This is a genomic window from Opitutus sp. sgz309028, assembly GCF_059821195.1.
This window is the reverse complement of sequence record NZ_JCAMRR010000006.1, coordinates 172,832-192,150: the sequence shown is the minus strand read 5'-3', so window position 1 is coordinate 192,150 and position 19,319 is coordinate 172,832. Positions and strand designations below refer to the sequence as shown.

Annotated in this window: 12 protein-coding genes; 5 read left to right on the top strand and 7 right to left on the bottom strand. The window is 60.9% G+C overall.

Annotated features, from left to right (window positions below):
* Positions 1 to 238 (bottom strand): IS66 family insertion sequence element accessory protein TnpB (tnpB, locus tag AC6RV7_RS20145; RefSeq protein WP_500095999.1); only part of this gene is annotated, 238 nt, incomplete at its 3' end.
* Between the two features lie 4 nt (positions 239 to 242).
* A complete protein-coding gene (gene tnpA / locus AC6RV7_RS20140) occupies positions 243 to 521 on the bottom strand; it encodes an IS66 family insertion sequence element accessory protein TnpA (RefSeq protein WP_500095998.1) in 279 nt (92 codons plus the stop codon).
* 43 nt (positions 522 to 564) lie between these two features.
* Here tnpA and AC6RV7_RS20135 point away from each other — a divergent pair, with 43 nt between their 5' ends.
* Together AC6RV7_RS20135 and AC6RV7_RS20130 are read left to right on the top strand one after the other, a co-directional pair.
* On the top strand, positions 565 to 1,134 hold the full coding sequence (locus AC6RV7_RS20135; RefSeq protein WP_500095997.1) for a hypothetical protein: 570 nt from the start codon (positions 565 to 567) through the stop codon (positions 1,132 to 1,134).
* 219 nt (positions 1,135 to 1,353) lie between these two features.
* Positions 1,354 to 3,159 (top strand): ATP-binding protein, encoded by a 1,806-nt coding sequence (locus AC6RV7_RS20130; RefSeq protein WP_500095996.1) that lies wholly within the window; start codon positions 1,354 to 1,356, stop codon positions 3,157 to 3,159.
* Between the two features lie 1,003 nt (positions 3,160 to 4,162).
* Here the strand turns inward: AC6RV7_RS20130 and AC6RV7_RS20125 are convergent.
* The 5 genes from AC6RV7_RS20125 to AC6RV7_RS20105 form a co-directional block, all read right to left on the bottom strand.
* Positions 4,163 to 4,291: a hypothetical protein gene (locus AC6RV7_RS20125; RefSeq protein ID WP_500095995.1), complete on the bottom strand. Its 129-nt coding sequence runs from the start codon at positions 4,289 to 4,291 to the stop codon at positions 4,163 to 4,165.
* A 496-nt stretch (positions 4,292 to 4,787) separates the two neighbouring features.
* Complete coding sequence (locus AC6RV7_RS20120) at positions 4,788 to 5,303, bottom strand: ATPase (RefSeq protein ID WP_500095994.1); 516 nt, start codon at positions 5,301 to 5,303, stop codon at positions 4,788 to 4,790.
* A gap of 46 nt (positions 5,304 to 5,349) precedes the next feature.
* Complete coding sequence (locus AC6RV7_RS20115) at positions 5,350 to 8,658, bottom strand: ribonucleoside-diphosphate reductase subunit alpha (RefSeq protein WP_500095993.1); 3,309 nt, start codon at positions 8,656 to 8,658, stop codon at positions 5,350 to 5,352.
* A gap of 227 nt (positions 8,659 to 8,885) precedes the next feature.
* Positions 8,886 to 9,971 (bottom strand): ribonucleotide-diphosphate reductase subunit beta, encoded by a 1,086-nt coding sequence (locus AC6RV7_RS20110; RefSeq protein ID WP_500095992.1) that lies wholly within the window; start codon positions 9,969 to 9,971, stop codon positions 8,886 to 8,888.
* A gap of 422 nt (positions 9,972 to 10,393) precedes the next feature.
* Positions 10,394 to 13,738 (bottom strand): TonB-dependent receptor, encoded by a 3,345-nt coding sequence (locus tag AC6RV7_RS20105; protein ID WP_500095991.1) that lies wholly within the window; start codon positions 13,736 to 13,738, stop codon positions 10,394 to 10,396.
* 567 nt (positions 13,739 to 14,305) lie between these two features.
* On the opposite strand from AC6RV7_RS20105, the gene AC6RV7_RS20100 reads away from it, so the two are divergent.
* The 3 genes from AC6RV7_RS20100 to AC6RV7_RS20090 all read left to right on the top strand — a co-directional run bounded on the left by AC6RV7_RS20100 (position 14,306) and on the right by AC6RV7_RS20090 (position 19,302).
* Entirely contained in the window at positions 14,306 to 14,584 is a 279-nt protein-coding gene (locus AC6RV7_RS20100) for a hypothetical protein (RefSeq protein ID WP_500095990.1), read from the top strand.
* A gap of 190 nt (positions 14,585 to 14,774) precedes the next feature.
* Entirely contained in the window at positions 14,775 to 15,344 is a 570-nt protein-coding gene (locus tag AC6RV7_RS20095; protein WP_500095989.1) for a hypothetical protein, read from the top strand.
* A 37-nt stretch (positions 15,345 to 15,381) separates the two neighbouring features.
* Positions 15,382 to 19,302, top strand: coding sequence for a matrixin family metalloprotease (locus AC6RV7_RS20090; RefSeq protein WP_500095988.1), 3,921 nt, complete (start codon positions 15,382 to 15,384; stop codon positions 19,300 to 19,302).
* Positions 19,303 to 19,319: the final 17 nt, after the last annotated feature.

Below are 19,319 nucleotides of genomic sequence, written 5' to 3'. Positions count from 1 at the left end.
CCGGCCAGGAGAACCGGCCTTCTTCGAGCCGCTTGGCCAAGACCCACACGCCCGTGCCGTCCCAATACAAAAGCTTCAACCGTGTGCGCTCGCGATTGATGAACGCGAACACCGCGCCGCTCTTCGGATCCTCGTGCAACTGCTCGCTCGCCGCCGCCCACAGCCCGTTGAACGACTTCCTCATGTCCACCGGCTGCACCGCCACGTAGATCCGGATCGCCGCAGGAAACGCCAGCATCGCTTCAGCCCCGCAACCCTCGCACCAACGCCGCCACCTCCGCCGCGACACGGCCCCGCACCGTCGTGCCGTCCGGCAATCGCACTTCCAACCGATCGTCCATCGCATCACCCCGCGTTCCGGTCTCAGGCATCCGCAGCTTCACTTCGGCAAATCGGATCGGCGCTGTCGCGGGCGCAGTCTGACGCGCCCTCATCACCCAGTGCGCCAACGTCGTGTAGTTGATCCCTTCGCTTCGCGCGAACGCCGCCATCGTCATTCCACTGCTCTCATACGCTGCCATCAACTCTGCTCGACGCTCCGCCGTCACTCGACGCCGCCCACGATTGTCGCGCTTCTCCCCATCTTCCACCAACTCCGTCGAGATCGTTCCCATCCACCGAGACTACCGCATCCCGCCTCAACCGCCTACGAGGCACCTGTTCGGACGTTTACAAACATTCGCAGCTCAAACTGGAGCAGTCATCATCAAAGGTTATAGCAAGATCGGAGATGTGAAGGGAATGGGAACTGTGGACGTGGATTGTCGTGAGTTCACGAACGCGCAGACGGGCGAAAAGAGCTATGGAATGGTCATAAAGATCACGGAGGCCGGCAGGCTCGAGCGCGATGATAGCTCTTTCATCGATCTCGCCGAGATTCCGTCTCTCATCACAGGGATTGACTACATCGCAAAGATTAAGCCCGACGTAACCAAACTGCACAATTTCGAGGCGACATACTCCACGCGTGGAGATTTCTCCGTCACGGTATTTAATGACTCTCGAGGCAAGTTAGCTATTGCAGTCAGCTCGGGCCGCATCGGCCGTGCGACGGCATACTTGAGTCTGGAACAACTCGCTCAGCTTCGTGCCTTGGTGGTTGGCGCTCAGGAAAAGATTGAGTCCATCAAATAAGAGGAATTTCACATGCCACCGATTCCGAATCGTGTCGAAGAATGGCTGATTGCCGGAGCTGTGGCGCGGCGAATTGGGTGTCTGTCAATAGTCAACCCATGATCCCTTCGGCTGCATCCGATTCCGAAGCGTGTCGAAGATCGCCTGATTCCTCGAACGGACAATCTCCTGCGCAGCCTCGGTGCCGCCTATACCGGAGATCGGTGATATATTTTTAGCATGAAACTGCGTCGCATAGAAATAGAGAATTTTAGAGGATTCTCGCCAGCCATTGAAATCGAGGTCGATGATTTTACGGCCCTAATCGGGCGGAATGATATCGGCAAATCGTCCATTCTCGCAGCCCTTGCGATCTTTCTCGAAGGCGATGGCATAAAGATGGAGCCCGACGACGGCTGCATTCATGGAGGTAGAGAAGCGGTCAGGATCACCTGTGAGTTCGAAGAGCTGCCCGAGAAGGTGGTTCTCGATGACCAATTCGAGACATCCCTCGCTGACGAATACCTCCTCCTGGCAAATGGGCGGCTTCGCATCACCAAGCTATACGATTGCACGAAGTCGAAGGTCGGGCCGCCATCCATCTATATCGACGCGCCAACTCATCCGGTTGACTCAGCAGGCAGATCGCTGCTCCCGCTGACACTGCCCGAGTTGAAGAAACTGGCGGCCAACAACGGCGTGGAACTCGAACCAGGTGAAGCGCCGGTCAAAGCAAAGGTGCGGCGGGCCTTGGTGAACCGTGGCACTGGGTTTGAGTTCAAAGTAGCCCAAGTCTCGGTCGGCAAAAACGATTCGGAAACATTGTGGAATCAGCTGCTAAAAAAGCTTCCACTCTGCGCTCTGTTTATCTCGGATCGCGCCAGCAGCGATAAGGACAAGGAAGCGCAAACGCCCTTGGGAATCGCAGTCGAGACCGCGTTGGCAGAGGTGCAAGCAGATCTGGATGTCCTTGCTTCGCATGTTGCGAAACATGTCCAGGGTGTCGCGGATCGGACTCTCGCAAAATTACACGAAATGAATGCCGAATTGGCTTCGGCGCTGTCAGCCTCGCTGCGTGAGAAGCCGAAATGGAGGGATCTCTTCAAATACACCTTGAGCAGCAATGACGGGGTGCCTCTTGACAAGCGCGGTTCCGGAGTGAGGAGGCTTGTGCTGCTGAACTTTTTCCGAGCAGAGGCAGAGCGAAGGGCTACAGTAGAAGGGACTCGGCCGGTGCTTTATGCGATCGAGGAGCCGGAAACGGCGCAGCATCCGAACCACCAGAAGATGCTAATGCAGTCGCTTCTCGAGATTTCAGCGAAGGGGGGACAAGTTCTCGTCACGACCCATGCTCCGGGCCTTGCAGGCGAGGTTCCACTCGCCAACATCCGCTTTATAGACAAGGACGATGATTCCCGCAGGATCGTTCGCTCAATGAACGACGGCGGTCCCGAAAACTTGTTCGAGGAAATCGCAGATCGGCTTGGGATGCTGCCAGACAATCAGGTGCGCGTGCTCGTTTGCGTTGAAGGCGTAAACGACGTGCGCTTCCTGAAGCACGTAAGTCATACCCTTCATCAAACAGACGCTGCGCTGCCGGACCTGAGCAAAGATCCTCGATATGTGTTCGTTCCGATGCGAGGCGCCAATCTGAGGGATGTTGTGAACCAGCATATATTCCGGAACTGCAGGAAGCCTGAGTTTCATTTATACGACCACGACGGAACGGGCACCTACGCGGGCCAAATCGCGGAAGTTCGCGCTCGGGGCGATGCTTCGACGGCGCTTCAAACGCAGAAGCGATACATCGAAAGCTATATCCATCCAGCCGCGCTTATGCGGGTGAAAGGGGTAGCCGTTGTGATCAATGATGTCGATGACTACACAAATCTACTCGGAAGCCAACTTGGTGAGAAGAAAGCCCGAGTGAAGGCGATGCTATGCGATGAAATCGCACCGAGGATGAGCGCGGAGGAAATCGGTGAGCGCGATGGCGCAAACGAAATCCGGCTTTGGCTGCATACATTGGCTAGAATGGCCGAGTAGCCCGTGGGGCCAACTCTCCTGGCGTTCGAGCCGTCAATGGTTATCAGGGTGGGTCGGAAGGGGTCATGTCTGAACTTTTGACAGCATCCGCTCCGAGGTGCCGTGACAGGCGGCGGCGAGCGGGCGCGGGGCTGCAGCGACTTTACCGGCTTGCAGGTATTGCCTGGCAATAGCTCTTAATTCCATCCACCCGCCCCCCCATTGCGTCAGCATTACGATCGGGAATGCCCCCGTCGCTATGGGCGGCGTTCGACGGCAATGTAGTGTTTTCAGCGATCAACACCTTACGGTGCGGCGGGGCTCAAACGAAGGCGTTGTCGGAGTCTGACCGAAGGTTCTCCGAACCGTTCAAGAAGGCTTCCCGAAGGTTCGGACCAAAAGACAGCCGCCCTTCCCTTTTCTGACGTAGCCCGGCAACCGGGCTCAAATGCGGTGGCAGAGAAACGCACCGGACGGTGATCGTTGCCTTCGCGAAACTTCGCCAGCTTGGCGTCTTTGCGCTGAATCTGAGTTCGGCGTCGGACTAGGCGCGAAGGCGCGAAGATCGCGAAGATCGATCCGCAAAGCCGAGCCGACCGAACCGACCGCACGCCGCCCGGCGCTTGTCGCTTCGCTCCGGTGATGAAGGCCAAGCCAAGGTCCAAGGGTCCTCTGTTTTCCTTCGCGAATCTTCGCCTGCTTGGCGTCTTCGCGCTTAAATCCGAAAGCCAAAGGTGCGGGGTGCTGAACAAGAGAGGCGCAAAGTTTTGGCTGGTTTTCGCAGACGCAAATCAGCGTTTGCGCTCCTCCAGCTTTCGTGAGCCCGCCCTGCTCAACCCCGCTTTCGTTTTCCGCCCGCGCTCCGGATTGGCCTGCCAGCATCGCGAGCGTGATCGGTTCGGCTGCTCTCGTGTTCGGTGAAGGCATCCTCCGCTCAACTCACTGTATCACATGCCAGCGATTCCGAAACGTGTCGAAGGCCAGCTGATCGCCGGGATCCGTGGCGCTTCGAGCTACGGCTCTGTCAATAGTCAACCCATGACCCCTTCGGCTGCTTAAGCTGCTGGCCGGTGAGTTCGTGCGGCTTCATCCATTCCTCGAGCAGGATCTCGCCGGGGGTGTTATCAGCCAGAACGGGACGATTCGTTTTCATTTCAGTGATAGTCGATGATGGCTACGATCGACGGCTGTGCCGTGGTTGAAGCTCAAAGTGTAAAGTGGCAGGTCCGATCGGGCCACGAAAAAGCCGCGGGGTTTAGCGCGGCTTGAAAAGCAAGCCCGCTCGGAGAGCGGGCTCCACCTGGCGGTCGGGACGAACGCCGCTACCTTATTGGCAAGCTTCACACTCCCCGCCGTTCGGACGGCTGCGCCGTGTTGAAGTCGGAAGTTTAGGTTGAAGAGCCGATCACTGGCAGGGCGGCCACTTCCCTCCATTCGATGGCTTCGACGAGGCAGGCAGGATTATGCGGCACGGGGTGTTTTCAATCTAAGCCGTGCGCGAACTGAGGGGCGGACGTGCGCAACTTTTCCGTCCTTCCACACGACCAAAGGCACGTGCGTTTCATGCGCGCGTTGTGCAGCGACTTTCGCCGCGCGGCGCAGCGCGCGGGCGGCGGTGACGGCAAGAGAGTTGTCGGATGCAGAGCGGCTCATGGGAAATGTTTCAGCAATTTGCCGGGCAGAGTGGAATTGTCGAACACGCTCCACGCATCCGCAAGCGGCGCGTAAACCGTCTCGAAATTCCGCCAACCTCGCTGGTAGCGACGCACAATGTCCGCGGGCGGAACATCGTGTCCTCCCTGGCGAACCCGCGAAGCGACACGCGCTTTGGCAAGTTCGGGAGAAGGCAGCCACAGAAATACGATCTCTATTCGATAGCCTTGCTCCTTCCACCTTCTCAGTCGCGAGGCATACGTCCGACCGCTCAGCGTCGTCTCGAAGGCGAAATCCTCGCGCGCTGCTGCAAGCCGATCAATTTCCCGCAAATAAACACGTGCGGCAGTGGATTGCGCGAGCATCGGCGCAAAAGGCGACAGTCCGGCCGCTATCAAATCCGCGTTCACGAAATGCGGGATTCGACGTTCCTGCACCAGGAACTCGGTCGCGAACGTGGTCTTTCCCGCGCCGTTGGGGCCGGCGATGATCACGCATCGTGGTGCTTTCATCAGGTAATGAAAAGCCCCGACTTTTGTCGGGGCTTAAGAACGAGGCTTATTGGCAAGCTTCACACTCACCGCCGTTGCGCATCGCTTCGATGCTGCAGGCGAGTTTCTGCTCCTGCGTATATTCTTTCTTGGGCGTCGTGGCAGCGGTAGGGGCTGACTCGGCGCCGGCGTGGCCGCGGACTTCTTTTTTGATCGAGACCGTCGCTTTCTCGATGTTCGAAGCACCGAGGGAGCGGAGGTAATACGTGGTTTTCAAGCCGACGTGCCAGGCTTGGCGATACATGTGGCTCAGGGTTTTTAGGTCCGGAGTTTTGATCCACAGGTTTACGGATTGGCTTTGGTCGATCCACTTCTGGCGACGCGCGGCGGCGTCGATGATCCACTTGGCGTCGATGTCGAAGGCGGTCAGGTAACGCGCTTTCAGGTCCGCCGGGATGCGTTCGATGTCCTTCAGCTCGCCGTCGAAATACTTCAGGTTGTCGATCATGTCCTGGTCCCACAGGCCGCGCGCCTTGAGATCGCGCACGAGGAAGGGGTTCAAGACAATGAACTCGCCCGACAGATTCGATTTCACGAACAGGTTCTTATACGTCGGCTCTATACAGGGACTCGTCGCCGTTATATTCGAAATCGTCGCGGTGGGCGCGATCGCGAGGACGTTGCTGTTGCGCATGCCCTGCTTCGCGATCTTCGCGCGGAGCGGCGCCCAATCCATCTTGCCGCCGCGCGGAACTTCGACTTCCACGCCGCGTTCCTGCTCGAGGATTTCCAGCGTATCCTGCGGGAGGAGGCCGCGGTCCCACTTCGAGCCTTTATAGCTCGAGTAGGTGCCGCGCTCAGCCGCGAGATCGGAGGACGCTTCGTAGGCGTAGAAGGCGATCGCTTCCATCGCCTCGTCGTTGAACTCGACCGCTTCCGGCGACGCGAAGGCGTGCCCGCGCAGGTAGAGCGCGTGCGCGAGGCCCATCATGCCCATGCCGATCGGACGGTGGCGGCGGTTGGACGTCTCGGCGGCCTTCGTCGGGTAGAAATTGATGTCGATGACGTTGTCGAGCGCGCGGACCGCCGTGCGGATCGTCTCGCGGAGTTTCTCGTGATCGATCGAGCCGTCGGGCTTGAGGTGCGTCTCGAGGATGACGGAGCCGAGATTGCAGACCGCGGTTTCGTCGTTGGACGTGTTGAGCGTGATCTCGGTGCAGAGATTCGACGAGTGGATGACGCCGACGTGGTCCTGCGGGGAGCGGAGATTGCAGGCGTCCTTGAACGTGATCCACGGGTGGCCCGTCTCGAAAAGCATCGAGAGCATCTTCTTCCAGAGCTCGAGCGCCTCGATCTTCTGGCCGAAAATCTTCCCCTCCTCCGCCATCTTTTCATAGCGGAGATACGCTTCCTCGAACTTCTTGCCGTAGAGCTCGTGGAGGTCGGCGACCTGGTTGGCGCGGAAGAGCGTCCAGTGCTGGCGGGCTTCCATGCGCTTCATGAACAGGTCGGGAATCCAGTTCGCCGTGTTCATGTCGTGCGTGCGGCGGCGGTCGTCGCCGGTGTTTTTGCGCAGCTCGAGGAACTCGAAGATGTCGTTGTGCCAGGATTCCAGATACGCGCAGCCGGAGCCCTTGCGCTTGCCGCCCTGGTTGACGGCGACGAGCTGGTCGTTGTGCAGCTTCAGGAACGGGATGACGCCCTGCGACTCGCCGTTGGTGCCGCCGATGTAGGCGCCGGTGCCGCGGACCGCCGTCCACGAACCGCCGAGGCCGCCGGCCCATTTCGAGAGGAACGCGTTTTCGGCGATGCCGCGGAGCATGATGCCCTCGATCGAATCGTCGACGTAGTAGAGATAGCAGGACGAGAGCTGCGAGTGGAGCGTGCCGGAATTGAAGAGCGTCGGCGTGCTGCTGCAGAAACGGCGGGACTTGTACAGATCGTAGAGCGAGGTGACCTTTTCCTCGCGGTCGCCCTTCTCATCGAGGAACAGGCCCATCGACACGCGCATCCAGAAGAACTGCGGCGTCTCGATGCGGCGCGCGGGGCTGCGGGTTTTGTCGATGATCAGGTAGCGATCGTAAAGCGTCTGGATGCCGAGGAAGTCGAACTCGAGGTCGGACGACGGATCGAGGACGCCGGCGAGGCGCGTGAGATCGTAATCAAGGAGGCGCGGGTTGAGGCGTTTGATGGCGACGCCGTGCTCGAGGTATTTCTTGAACGCGCGCTGGTGCGCGGCCTTCAACGCGCCGATGCCGTCGCGCATGATGTCCCAGCCGAGCACTTCCTCGTAGATATAAGTGAGCTGAATACGTCCCGCGAACTTCGCGAAATCGGCGTCCTTCTCGATCAGCGTCTTCGAGTTGAGGACGATGGTGGCGTCGAGGTCCTTCTGGGAAATCTGATCGTAGACGGAGCGGCGGAGCTCGATCTCGATTTCGTCGTTGGAGAGGCAGAGATCGAGCCCGATGCGCGCGAACTCGATGCGCTTGCGGAGATCGGCGCCGTCCCAGAACACGTTGGAACCGTCGGCCTTCTTCACGACGATCATCGACGCCTGGCCGGCGATATCGGCGGGCGGCTGGCTGAGGACGGCGGTGTCGGTGTCGAGGCCGGCGAGACCGTCCATCGTGCCGTTGTCGCGCGCGATGGCGCGCTGGGCGCGGAACAGGATGTAGGCTTCGGCGACCTTGAAATGGCCGGCCTTCATCAACTCCTCCTGCACCATGTCCTGGATTTCCTCGATGTGGACGAAGGATTGTTTCGAGGCGTGCACGCGTTCGGTCACGGCGCGCGTGATGGCGACCGCGGGCGCGGAGTCGCGCTGGAGCGAGAGGAAGGTTTTGCGGACGGCAATCTCGACCTTCTGATCACTCCACGGGACGACCTGGTTGTTGCGACGGATGACGCGCAGCGACGAGACGGCGGCGGCGTCACGGTTGCCGGAAATCTTGCGCGCGCGATTGAGCAGGAGGCTCTTCGCGACGAAGTAGGCGTTGTTGTCGACGAGCGTTTTTTCGATGAGCTCGTAGAGGCCGTCGAGGGTGAGCTTCAGCGGCGAGGAGACCTTCGCCATCGCGGTGAGATTGGCGGCGAGTTCGCGGCAGATGCGCACGATCCAGGCGCGGTTCTCGTCGTTGAAGATATCCTTGTCGCCGCGCGCGAGGCACACGTTGGTGAGGGCCTTGCCGAGGGTGTCGGCGACTTCGGCGAGCACGAAACGCTCCTCGCCGTGCGGGCAGATCAGGGTGAGCGGCGGCAGCGGGATCGCCTCGGCCGTGAGCAAGTCACGCCAGGCGTAATGGGGTTTCTGTTCAACGGGGGCGTGGACGGTGCGTTTGAGGGCGAGGTCGTGCGCGAGGGAAGGATTGCTCATGGCGGCGGGCGGAGACGGGCGGAGGGACGGTTGGGACGGGAAGACAAAACGCCTGCGGCAGACGGCGCTGCGCAGCGCGGAAAAGGGAACGACGAACGAACGAAACTAAATCGAGACGGGGGCTAAGAACGCGGAGTGGAACTGCGGACGGATCTGATAGGGGAAAATGAAAAATCGGCGGGAGCGGTGCGGACGCCTCGGAGAGGCGTCCCGACCCGGATTTCCGATTACAGCTCGTCGTCGTGGGCGACGTTCAGCGAGGAGGCCTTCTGGTATTCGGTGACGCGACCCTCGAAGAAGTTCTGCTCCTTCTTGATGTCCATCATCTCGGCGAGCCACGGCAGCGGGTTCTTCACGCCGTTCGCGAGCGCGGCGAGGCCGCAGCCCTCGAGGCGGCGGTCCGCGATGAAGTCGATGTAGCTCAGGAATTCGTCGGCCGCGAGGCCGACGGCGTTCACGGGCAGGCAGTCCTTGATGAACTCCTTTTCGAGGGTGATCGCCTCGCGCATGAGGCCGCGGAGCTCCTCCTTGAATTCGGGCGTCCAGATTTCGCGGTTCTCCTCGATGAGATCCATGAACAGATTGCGGAACACCTCGATGTGGTTCGACTCGTCGCGCAGCGTGTAGCGGAACATCTGGCCGATGCCGGGAAACTTGTTCTGCCGGTAAAGCGAGAGGATCATCCCGAACAGGCCGTAGAACTGCGTGCCCTCCATGCACTGGCCGAAGACGAAGATGTTTTTCGCGAGGAGCTGCTTGTTCTCCGGCAGCGTGAGGTCGAGGTCGCGTCGGAGAGATTTGGATACGCGGGTGACGAACTCGTTCTTGCGGACGATCGTCGGCACGTCCTCGAACATCGCCTCGCACTCGTGCGGGTTGATGCCGAGGGAGGCGATCATGTAGAGCAGCGAATCGGCGTGGATGTTTTCCTCGTGGGCGTGGCGGCCGAGGACGAGCTTCAGCTCGGGGGCGGTGACGAGCTCGCGGACGACATGCTGGATGTTGTCACCGACGATGCCTTCCGCGGCGGAGAAATAGCCGATGCCCATGCGGATGATCCAGCGCTCGACGTCGGACACGGCCTTCTCGTCGCGCCACTGCTCGATGTCCTTGCCCATCGGGATGTCCTCCGGCTCCCAGTGGTTGGCCTTCATCTTTCGGTAGAGATCGTAGGCCCACTGGTATTTCAGCGGGAGGAGATTGAACGTCATCGTCTCGCGACCGTTGATCACCTTCTTGGCGGCAAACGCAGCTTCTGCTTTGGCTTGATCGAGCACGAAAGTTTTGGCGCCGACTTGGAAGGTTTTGTGCATGGGAAGACGTGACGGAGGGTTTAGCGGATGGACGGGAAAAGCGGGTGTTTTTGACGCAAGCGAGGGCTGAGCGAACAAAAGTTATTCCTACTTATGCACGGGTTGCTGACCACAACCGGTGGTGGTGTCGCCCCGCAACGACCACAACCTATTGGTTTCGGAAAAAATCGCGTCAACAGGTTTGTGGGCGGCTATCGGTAAATTTCCCGCATTTTTTGGCTTGCCGAAAAATCGTCTGCGGCCTGCCGAGGGAAAGCCGCCGATCGGCGACGCGATTACAACCGGAATCGCGCTCTGGCGGTGGAACCCGACGTCCTCGGCGGGTTGGTTCGCGAGCGCACGCCGCTAGGTGCGCCAAAAAAAAACGGCCGCGGAAACCGCGGCCGTTGATGAGAGAACTGAAGTTACGTTCTGCGGATCGATCAGAACCGGAGCCGCACGCCGGCCTGCACGCGCCAACGGCTGTCGCCGTTGTTTGGCTGGATCTGCGAGGTCGACGGCAACGAGATGTTGCCCGCGGGATCGAGCGTAGCCGTGGGAATGATACGGCCATCGGCGCCGTAGCTGGCGTTGCCGAGCACGCGGATCTGGTTGCTGTTGGTGCCGCTGGCGTTGATCGTCTCGATGTAGTTGAAGAGGTCCTTGCTCACCCAGGAGCCGAAGTTGATGAAGTCGGCGAAGACCTCCATCGAGACCGGGCCCCAGACGCGGACTTCCTGCGAGACGTGCAGGTCGAGGCGGTTCTGCCAGGGTGTGGTGAACGCGTTGCGCGGCGCATAGCCGCCGGCATAGGCGCCGAGACCGCTTTCCTTGATGAAGCGGAAATACGCATCGCGCACCGTCGGGTTCATGCCGCTGAAGTCGAAGCGACCGTCGTTCGGATCGGACGGCACGGCGACGACATCGTTGGCGTTGTTGCCGTCGCGATTGAGGTCGCCGGAGTAAACGTAGCTGAACGGCTGACCGCTGCGGCCCTCATAGTAGAGCGAAACGATCGTGCGCAGCCGGCCAAAATACTTGAACTCCTTGCTGAACGTCCCCTGCACGCGATCGCGGATCTCGAAGTCGGAGCGGGTGACCTCGACGACGCCCTGGTTGAAGAGCGTGTTGAAGGCCCAGCCCGACGACGCGGTGGAGCTGCCCTGCGGTTGCGCCTCGGTCGCGCGGCCGCGGGTGTAGGCGAGGTTGTAGGCCCAGCCGTTCTTGAACGGGCGATCGAGCACGAAGGCGACGTAGTCGGACGAACCAGCGCGGACGTTGCGCAGGCGCAGGACATTGCCGTAGCCCGGCACGAGCGGAGCGCTGCTGGCGGAGCCCGCAAAACGCAGGCGGCCGTCGGCGCCGTAGCTGGTGGCGGTCGGGCGGTTCTGCGCATCGCCGTTCAACACCTTGAGGTTCAAGTTGTCGTAGAACATCGCGTGCATGACCTCGTTGTGGATGTATTCGACGGAGAACGTCGCATCGAGGCCGGGCAGTTTGCGGTCCACCGCGAGATTGCCGCGCAGATTGGTCGGCAGCTGCAGGCCCGGATCGATCATGTTGATCGTGACGGAGCTCGCGGAGGTGGGTGACGTGGACGTCGTGCCGCGGGGATTTTCCGGGTCGAACTTGAACGCGGCGTCGCCGTTCGCGAACGAGCCCTGGAGGTATTGGCTGAGGGTCGGGGCGTTGGCGCTGGGGGCGGAGACGACGAAGCGGCCGAAGCCGGCATTGCCGTAGGAATTCGAGATCCACACCCACGGATTGCGGCCGAGGAACACCCCGACGCCGCCGCGGAGCTGCGTCTTGCGATCCTGGTCGAGGCTGTAGTTGAAGCTCAGGCGCGGTGCGACCCGGCTCGTGCCGTCGATCGTCCCATTATTCCGGATACCGGGATAGATCGAATTGAAGGCGGAGCTGAACGCCGGGTTGTAGGGCGGTTCGATCGGGCTGCCGAGGACGTCGTAGCGAAGGCCCAGGGTGACGTTCAGACGCTGCGACGGCTCCCAGCGCACCTGCGTGAAATAACCGGTCTGCTCAAGCCGGCTGACATCGGTGCCCGGGAAACCTTCCTGGGCGACGTTGCGGACGAAACCGATTGGTTTGTCGTTCGCGAGGTTGAGCGTCGGACTGTAATTGTAGGCGAAGACGCCGTAGGAACCGTTGCGGAAGAGATTGTCGAAATCGGTCTCCTCGCGGTCGAAGCCGACCTTGAAGGTGAAGTCACGCCAGACATACTCGGCGTTGCCGCTGTAGCTGATGCCGTTGATGATAACGCCGTTGCCCATGCTGCTGACCTCGGTGCCGAAGGTGAACGCGTCGTTGGTGGAGACAGGCGTCTGCGCCGAGGTGCTGGAGGTGCCGGGCACGTTCAGAATGCGGATCTCGGGGAAGATGGCGGGCGTCGCGCGCAGCGACTGCGAGTCGTTCTTGGAGAAGCTGAACTGCGTGCGCAGATCGTTCGTCCAGTTGCTGAACAACTGCGCGGCCCAGACCTCCTCGACCACGGAGAGGCTGTAATAAGACGACGAGAGGCTGGTGATGCCGTTGGTGTAGCCGGTGTTGGAGGCGCCGGGCACGGTGACCGCGGAGCTGAAGCCGGTGCCGGGATTGAAGCTGCCGAAGCTCGGACGCGAACCGCGGGTGTCGCTGTAGCGCACGGTGAGGCGGTGGTCGGCGTTGATATTCCAGTCGAACTTCAGGAGGCGCTTGATATCCGACTCCACGTTCGTGCCGGCGCTACCCCACGAGCCGAGGTCGGGCGAACCGGGCAAGGCCTTGATCTGGCCATCGACCCAGGAGAGGAAATCGTTGGACGGATTGAAGCCGGCGCTGGCGGGGCCGCCGGAAGGATTGATGAAACGCTCGTAGCTCGCAAAGAAGAACAGGCGGTCACGGATGATCGGACCGCCGAGCGTCATGCCCTGCGTGCGCTCGAGAAACGAGGTCGGACGGCGGCCCGCGGTCGAACCGGCGACGTCCTTCCCCTGCCATTCGTCGGACGTGTAGATCGCGTAGAGCGAGCCGTGAAACTCGTTGGTGCCGCTCTTGCTCACAACGTTGATCGACGCCCCGGCGAAACCGCTCTGGGCGGCGTCGTAAGGCGTGAGCGACATACTGAACTGCTCGACGGCATCCAGCGAAAAGGGATTGCGCAGCGAGAGGAGTCCGGGACCGCCAGTGCTGAGGCCGAACTGGTCGTTCAACCGCGCGCCGTCGAGCATGATGCTGTTGAAGCGGTTGTTCATGCCGAGCGCCGTGGCCTGACCGGACGCGCGCAGGGAGATGAAGGGGTTGGTCTTCATCATGTCGGCAAACGAACGTTGCGTGCTCGGCTGCAGTTCGATGCTGCGGGTGCTCAACACCGACGACGAGCCGCTGGCATTGGCGTCGAGATCGCTGAGCGAGGCCGTGGCGACAAACTTCTCCAGCACCACCACCTCGGACTTTCCAATGAGTTCCACATCGATGTCCTGACCGAGCGTCGTTTGCACGTCGGCCAGCGAATCGAAGGCGTAGCCCTCCGCGCTGGCCGAAACCGTGTAGGGGCCGCCGACCGGCATGCCCCGCAACGAGAAGCGCCCGTTGGCGCCGGTCACCGCGGTGAAACGGGTGTTGGTCGGTGTGTGCACCGCCGCCACCGTCGCGCCCGCCACCGGCGATCCGCTGGTATCCAGGAGCGTGCCCCGCATGCCGGAGGAGACGACCTGCGCCTGCGCGGTCGAAATCGCAAAAGTCAGCAGAGCTGCTGCCGCGAACAGCAGTCTCGCAATACGTAGTGTATGCATATGTGCTAAGTGTTGGCGAATGCGTCAGCCAGGCCATCACCTGATGACAAAACCGCGCCGCCGTGTGCGGTCGTAGCAAGAAACTCGCCGCTTTTTCCGTCAAGCTTCCTCCCCCCGCGCGCACCGGGTGTTGCGCAGATGTAACGGGCGTGGACCGACGGAAACCAGAGTGGCCCGGGGCATTGATCGCCGCTAGCAACCGCGCTTCTAACGCGCTCCACCCCGTCCCGCGGCAGACCCCGGAGCGATTAATACAATCCAGTGGCAAGGATGCGCAGAAGCAGGAGCGAACGCGTGCCCCCGCCCCCGCCGTCATTTGGCACACTATATAAAACCCCAAAGCGGCCGCAAGAAACCGACACGTTGGTCGCGGTGATCGTCCGGATCGCCAACGCCCACACCTCCGCAGGCCGAGGCGACCAGCCCGGCGGGGACGTCGGGCTGCACCTTGTTCCGCAGAAGGCTGCTATAGTATTAAAACCGAAACGGAGCCAGGTTTGATATAGCGGCCGACGTTCCAGCTCAGGTGCGGCTTGAAATCGCGCGAAGCCCCGTGGACGTTTCCGCATGCCCGATCGCGCCAACTATCTTGCCCGGACCTTGATTTCCCGGCTGTCGAACCTCCGAACCCGCTTTGCGGAGGAAGGCCTGCGCGAGCCGGATCGGCGGCAGCGGATTGACGAGATCGAAAAGGTGCTCGTCGTGGAACTGGGGACCGTCGACCCGGCCACCCTCGCGTCGATCGAAGCGGCCGAACCGAACCCTCTCCCCGGCCAGGCCGCCGGCGAGCGCGAAGTCGCCGCCTTCGCCGCTTTCCTCCGGCGCCAGCTGGCCGCGCTGCTTTAGCGTTCGTGACGACCGGCTGTCCGGGTCGCAAAACAATGGGCGCCAGGTCCAGTGGGCGGCGGAGATAGCAGCGGATCGTCACAGGAGGTCCGCAGCGGCGCCTACGGGAAAAGCGGAACGCGGTCTGTCGCCATGCTTTGGCTCGATTAAGGCAAGCATTCTGCATAGTCAGGTGCAGCTTACTCTCATCATGCTGCGCTCCTCCCTCTGTCTCCTGGCACTCTGCTGTGCCCTCTCCGCGCCGGCGCTCACCGTGCGGCCTCCGTCCTTCGAAGAACTCACCCGCGCGGCCGAGGCCATTCTCATCGCGGAAGTCAGCAACCTCGAAATGAAGCTGGAGCCGGTCGAGGGCCGCCCGGTCCCCTTCACCTACGTGACGCTCGCCGTGACGGAAACATTGAAAGGCCCACCCACCGCGACCGTAGTACTTCGCTGCCTCGGCGGGCAGGTGGGTGAAAACGCGTTGCGGGTCGTGGGCGTGCCGGAGTTCGTCGTCGGCGACCGGGGCTTCTTTTTCGTGCAGAACAACGGCACGCAGTTCTTCCCGCTCGTGGGCATCACCCACGGTTTGTATTGGGAAATCCACGACGCGGTGACCGGCGTCGATTTCGTGACGCGCGCCAACGGCGCTCCCCTGCACTCCACCGCCGACGTCAGCCGGCCGCTGCCGGATACCCGCCAGACACGAACGACTGGCGGCATGACGAGCGCCCTCTTCCGTGAAAAAATCAAAGCGGAGATGAAACATGCGACCCGCTAAACTGTTTGGAGCGCTGCTTGCGCTCTGCGCGGCCAGCATGGTCACGCGCGCCTTTGTCCTGATGCCGAAGCGGAACTTTGCCGCGTATTGGAATCCTGGCGAGGTCACGATTTCGCTGAGGTTTGGCCCCTCCAAAACGCTCCAGGACAACTCCACCTGGAACGAATCGGCGCAGGCTGCCCTCGCCGAATGGAACCGCCACATGACGGTGCTCAAGCTTCAGGGCGTGCCGTCGGAGGAAACGGAAGGCGGAATGGACAATGGCATCAGCGAAGCCTACTTCGCCGCGACCGCTTATGGACAGATCCTCGGTCCTGACGTAGGCGCGGTCACCTTGATAATCCCGAAGGGCAATCCGCAGCGCAATGTGGAAGCCGACGTGATTTTTAACACCGCGTTTCTTTGGGATAGTTATCGGGGGCCGCTTCAAACCTCGAACGGCAAACATCTGCTGGATTTCCGCCGCATCGCCCTCCACGAGTTCGGCCACGTCGTCGGGCTCGATCACCCGGATCAGGACGATCCCGCTGCGGCCCCGGCGATCATGAACTCAACGACGGGCGACCTTTATGCCCTGACTGCGGACGACATCGATGGCGCACAATTTCTGTATGGTGATGGAGTCCCGCCGCGTTTCGTCGAGACGCCGACCCTGAACGCGATTCCTGAACTCGGCAGCAAGCTCTCGATTGTGCCCAGGATTTCCGGGACGCCCCCGTTTCGCTGTGAAATATTCCGCAACGGGCAACTCGTCGATACGCGACACGCACAGCCGAGCTTTATTGATCATTACCCCTTCGATCTGCGATTCAACTCCGAGCGCGATTTCGGAACCTACCGCTTTGACCTCATCAACCGGGTCGGCCGCGCGAGCAGTCCGCTCTATGATCTTCGCGAGGACGGAGAGCGCGCCATTCCGATCGTGAAAACGGAGCCCGAGAATATGGCCCTCGCGACCGGCGAATCCGGTTGGCTCCGCGTAATCGTGACTGGCCGCCCCGCGCCCCGCTTTCAATGGTTCAGAAATAATCAGAGGCTACTCGGAAGAACCGCCGCAGCCTTGCGCCTCCTTGGGGCCCCCGAGGATGCGGGCGTTTACCACGTTGAGGTGACAAACTCCGCCGGCACGACCCGAAGCCGGGACGCACGGGTCACCGTATTGTCTCAAAGTTATCAGAGCACCGAATGGACCACCCTCTTCCCCTCGACCACTGGCCTCAACCCGACAGACGTGAGCTACGGCAATGGAGCTTTTGTCGCGGTCGGGTACGATGGTGCCGTTCAAACTTCGCGGGACGGCATCCTCTGGACCCCTCGCTATCTCGGAACGAACGAGAGCTTATACGCCACGGTTTTCGCAAATGACCGCTTCATCGTGGCTGGAAGCTATGACCGGGGCACCGGCCGAACACCTTTCTATATTTCTTACGACGGCGTCGGGTGGAGCAAAGTCGAGACGAGCGAGTCGCTCTACGCTATTATCCAGAGCTTGACCTATGGGAACGGTCGCTTTCTAGCCCTTGATCTTTATGGACGAGCCCTCACGTCCACAGACGGTTCGGTCTGGGAGGTCAATCCCCTTCCCGGGTTCGTGCAAAACGAAGGCGTGGTGGCTGCAACTTACGGCAACGACATGTTTGTCGCCCTTTCCCGACAAGGCAGTATCTGGACCTCTCCAGATGGGAAAAATTGGAGGCACCAATATATCGATGCACCGGTGGAGTTTGCCTCGATCGCATTCGGGAACGGCACGTTCCTCGCCGCCGCAGGCGACAAATTTCCTTCCCGGTCAACCAGCGCCACCGCAACCCTCGCGACGTCGAGAGACGGAGTGCATTGGCAGCTCGCACAGCTGCAGTCGGTTCGCGGTCTTCCGAGGGTGTGCTTCTTGAATGGCCAGTTCAATATCACGACTGTAGACGGCGATCGCCTCATCTCCACCGACGGCACCACGTGGACACAGAGGAATTTTGCTTCTGAGGACGCCGCAATTCTTGGTTACGGAAACGGAATGTATACTGGAGTCGGCAATTTCGGACATTTCTATTTCTCGGCCGATGGAACGACGTGGACCCCCACCGCGGACAGCGAAAGAACCTGGATTAGCAGTGTAGCGGCCGTGGACGACCGCTTGGTTGCGCTTGATGCGTCACTGGTTTCCACCGACGGCATATCCTGGAGCTCAATGAAGTCGGCTGGCTCCAATAATCAGGGCTGTGCCTCGGGAGAAGGCGCTTGGGTCGCAGTAGGATCCTACATCTCGAGGTCCGTCAATTTCGGCGCCTCATGGACCACGGTTCGCTGGGCAGGCGATACCACCTACGCGGCCGTTGCGTTTGGAGCGGGACGGTTTGTGGCCGCTGGCGCGAAAAACTGGCCGCACGACGGCGCGATCGCCTACTCCGACGATGGCACGTTGTGGACGAATGTCGCATTGAACGCAGCACCTCAATTGAGAGGGCTGACTTATGGACCCCACGGCTTCGTGGCCGTCGGCGCCAACGGCACTATCCTCCACTCCCTCGACGGCGCCACCTGGCAACCTCGCGACAGCGGTACGCCCAAGGAACTGCATGCGGTGATCTGGCATTCGGACCGCTATATCGCCGTCGGGGGAGACTATTACGGATCGGTTCGCGTTATAGCACCAGGCACGCCGATCGAACCCAATGTCGCAATTTGCACCTCGAAAGACGGCATTAACTGGAGCGCGAGCCTGTTACCTTACGATGATATTGTCTGTACGGTGACCGCTGCGGGAAACCTCGTCGTCGCCGGAGGAGTCGGTGGTGTCACCTTCTACTCGTTGGATAATGGAGAGTCGTGGAGGCGGGGCCCTAAAGCTCCGGGCGAGCTGTGGCGATTGGCAGCATTGGGCGACTACATTTTCGGAGCCTTCAATTTCAATCTGTATCGGATTCCGGTATCCGCCTTCCGCCCACGGTCAACATTTGCGTCGTCCCCGCGGGTTTCCCGCACCGCAACCGGAGATGTCGTGGTAAGCCTCTCCGTTGTCGACGGGATTCCGGAAACCGTCCGCTGGTTCCTCGGCCACGCCGAACTCGCGCAGTCGAATGGCACTACCTGGAAAATCCCCGCCGGCAATCTCGCACCATCCATCTACTTCGCCGCATGGGATGATCCTCCGCATCGTTTGCCGGTCGTCATCGCCCCCGCAGCGCCCGATCTCCCCTCGGGCGATCTCACGCTGGTTCGCGCCGATATCCAGCATCCCAACGGCAATATCTATGACCAGTATCTGCTCACCGGGAGACAGGCGCAGCTCCGTGCCCGGCCGGATCGGATCGCGCGGATCTCCTATATAGATCTGAACGATGATATTGTACAGGTCGAGTTCTCCGGCCACGGCGCCCTCACGCTAGTGATCGAGAATCCAGGCAGCCCCGCCAAGCCCCTGAAATACAATCAAGATATCGCTTACGTGAAAGGACACGCCCGGATCTTCATTTCCGACGCCGACGAAACGACCAACATCTCCGTCTTCAGCCTCGGCCCGCTCACCGCACTCGACCCGACACTCTTCAAATCCGACGTCACCTACGACGGCATCGCCGACATCGGCCTGCTCGCGATTCATTCGCGTAACGGCCGCTTCGGCGGCGCGCGGCTCGGCAACGCCGCCATCTGGGATCGTGCCGATACCACCGGTTTCTGGGCGCCCAACACGTCGTTTATCGGCCCCATCGTGATTGGAGACATCTCGGGTTACGACGACGCCATCGCAGGCCTCCACGTTCGCTCCGCCGCTTTGGTCACGATTGCCGGCGGCGATCTGCGGCAGGAGAACCACCGTGCGATTTCGGTCGATGCCCTGCTGGCATTGAAATTCGCCGCCGGCACCACGTCCCACCGTCAGGAACTCCCCGCGCAACTTAACCAGGCCGCGTTCCAAAAAGACCAAGAGGACGTCACGTCCCAAATGACCCTGCTGCGCTAACGCGCGACCTCCGCGTT

What these genes read in the sequence shown, in the direction of transcription:
- AC6RV7_RS20090 (WP_500095988.1), top strand. Translation starts at nt 15,382, where the DNA reads ATGGTCACGCGCGCCTTTGTCCTGATGCCGAAGCGGAACTTTGCCGCG.
- AC6RV7_RS20120 (WP_500095994.1), bottom strand. Translation starts at nt 5,303, where the DNA reads ATGAAAGCACCACGATGCGTGATCATCGCCGGCCCCAACGGCGCGGGA.
- AC6RV7_RS20095 (WP_500095989.1), top strand. Translation starts at nt 14,775, where the DNA reads ATGCTGCGCTCCTCCCTCTGTCTCCTGGCACTCTGCTGTGCCCTCTCC.
- AC6RV7_RS20105 (WP_500095991.1), bottom strand. Translation starts at nt 13,738, where the DNA reads ATGCATACACTACGTATTGCGAGACTGCTGTTCGCGGCAGCAGCTCTG.
- AC6RV7_RS20130 (WP_500095996.1), top strand. Translation starts at nt 1,354, where the DNA reads ATGAAACTGCGTCGCATAGAAATAGAGAATTTTAGAGGATTCTCGCCA.
- tnpA (WP_500095998.1), bottom strand. Translation starts at nt 521, where the DNA reads ATGGCAGCGTATGAGAGCAGTGGAATGACGATGGCGGCGTTCGCGCGA.
- AC6RV7_RS20125 (WP_500095995.1), bottom strand. Translation starts at nt 4,291, where the DNA reads ATGAAAACGAATCGTCCCGTTCTGGCTGATAACACCCCCGGCGAGATC.
- AC6RV7_RS20110 (WP_500095992.1), bottom strand. Translation starts at nt 9,971, where the DNA reads ATGCACAAAACCTTCCAAGTCGGCGCCAAAACTTTCGTGCTCGATCAA.
- AC6RV7_RS20100 (WP_500095990.1), top strand. Translation starts at nt 14,306, where the DNA reads ATGCCCGATCGCGCCAACTATCTTGCCCGGACCTTGATTTCCCGGCTG.
- AC6RV7_RS20115 (WP_500095993.1), bottom strand. Translation starts at nt 8,658, where the DNA reads ATGAGCAATCCTTCCCTCGCGCACGACCTCGCCCTCAAACGCACCGTC.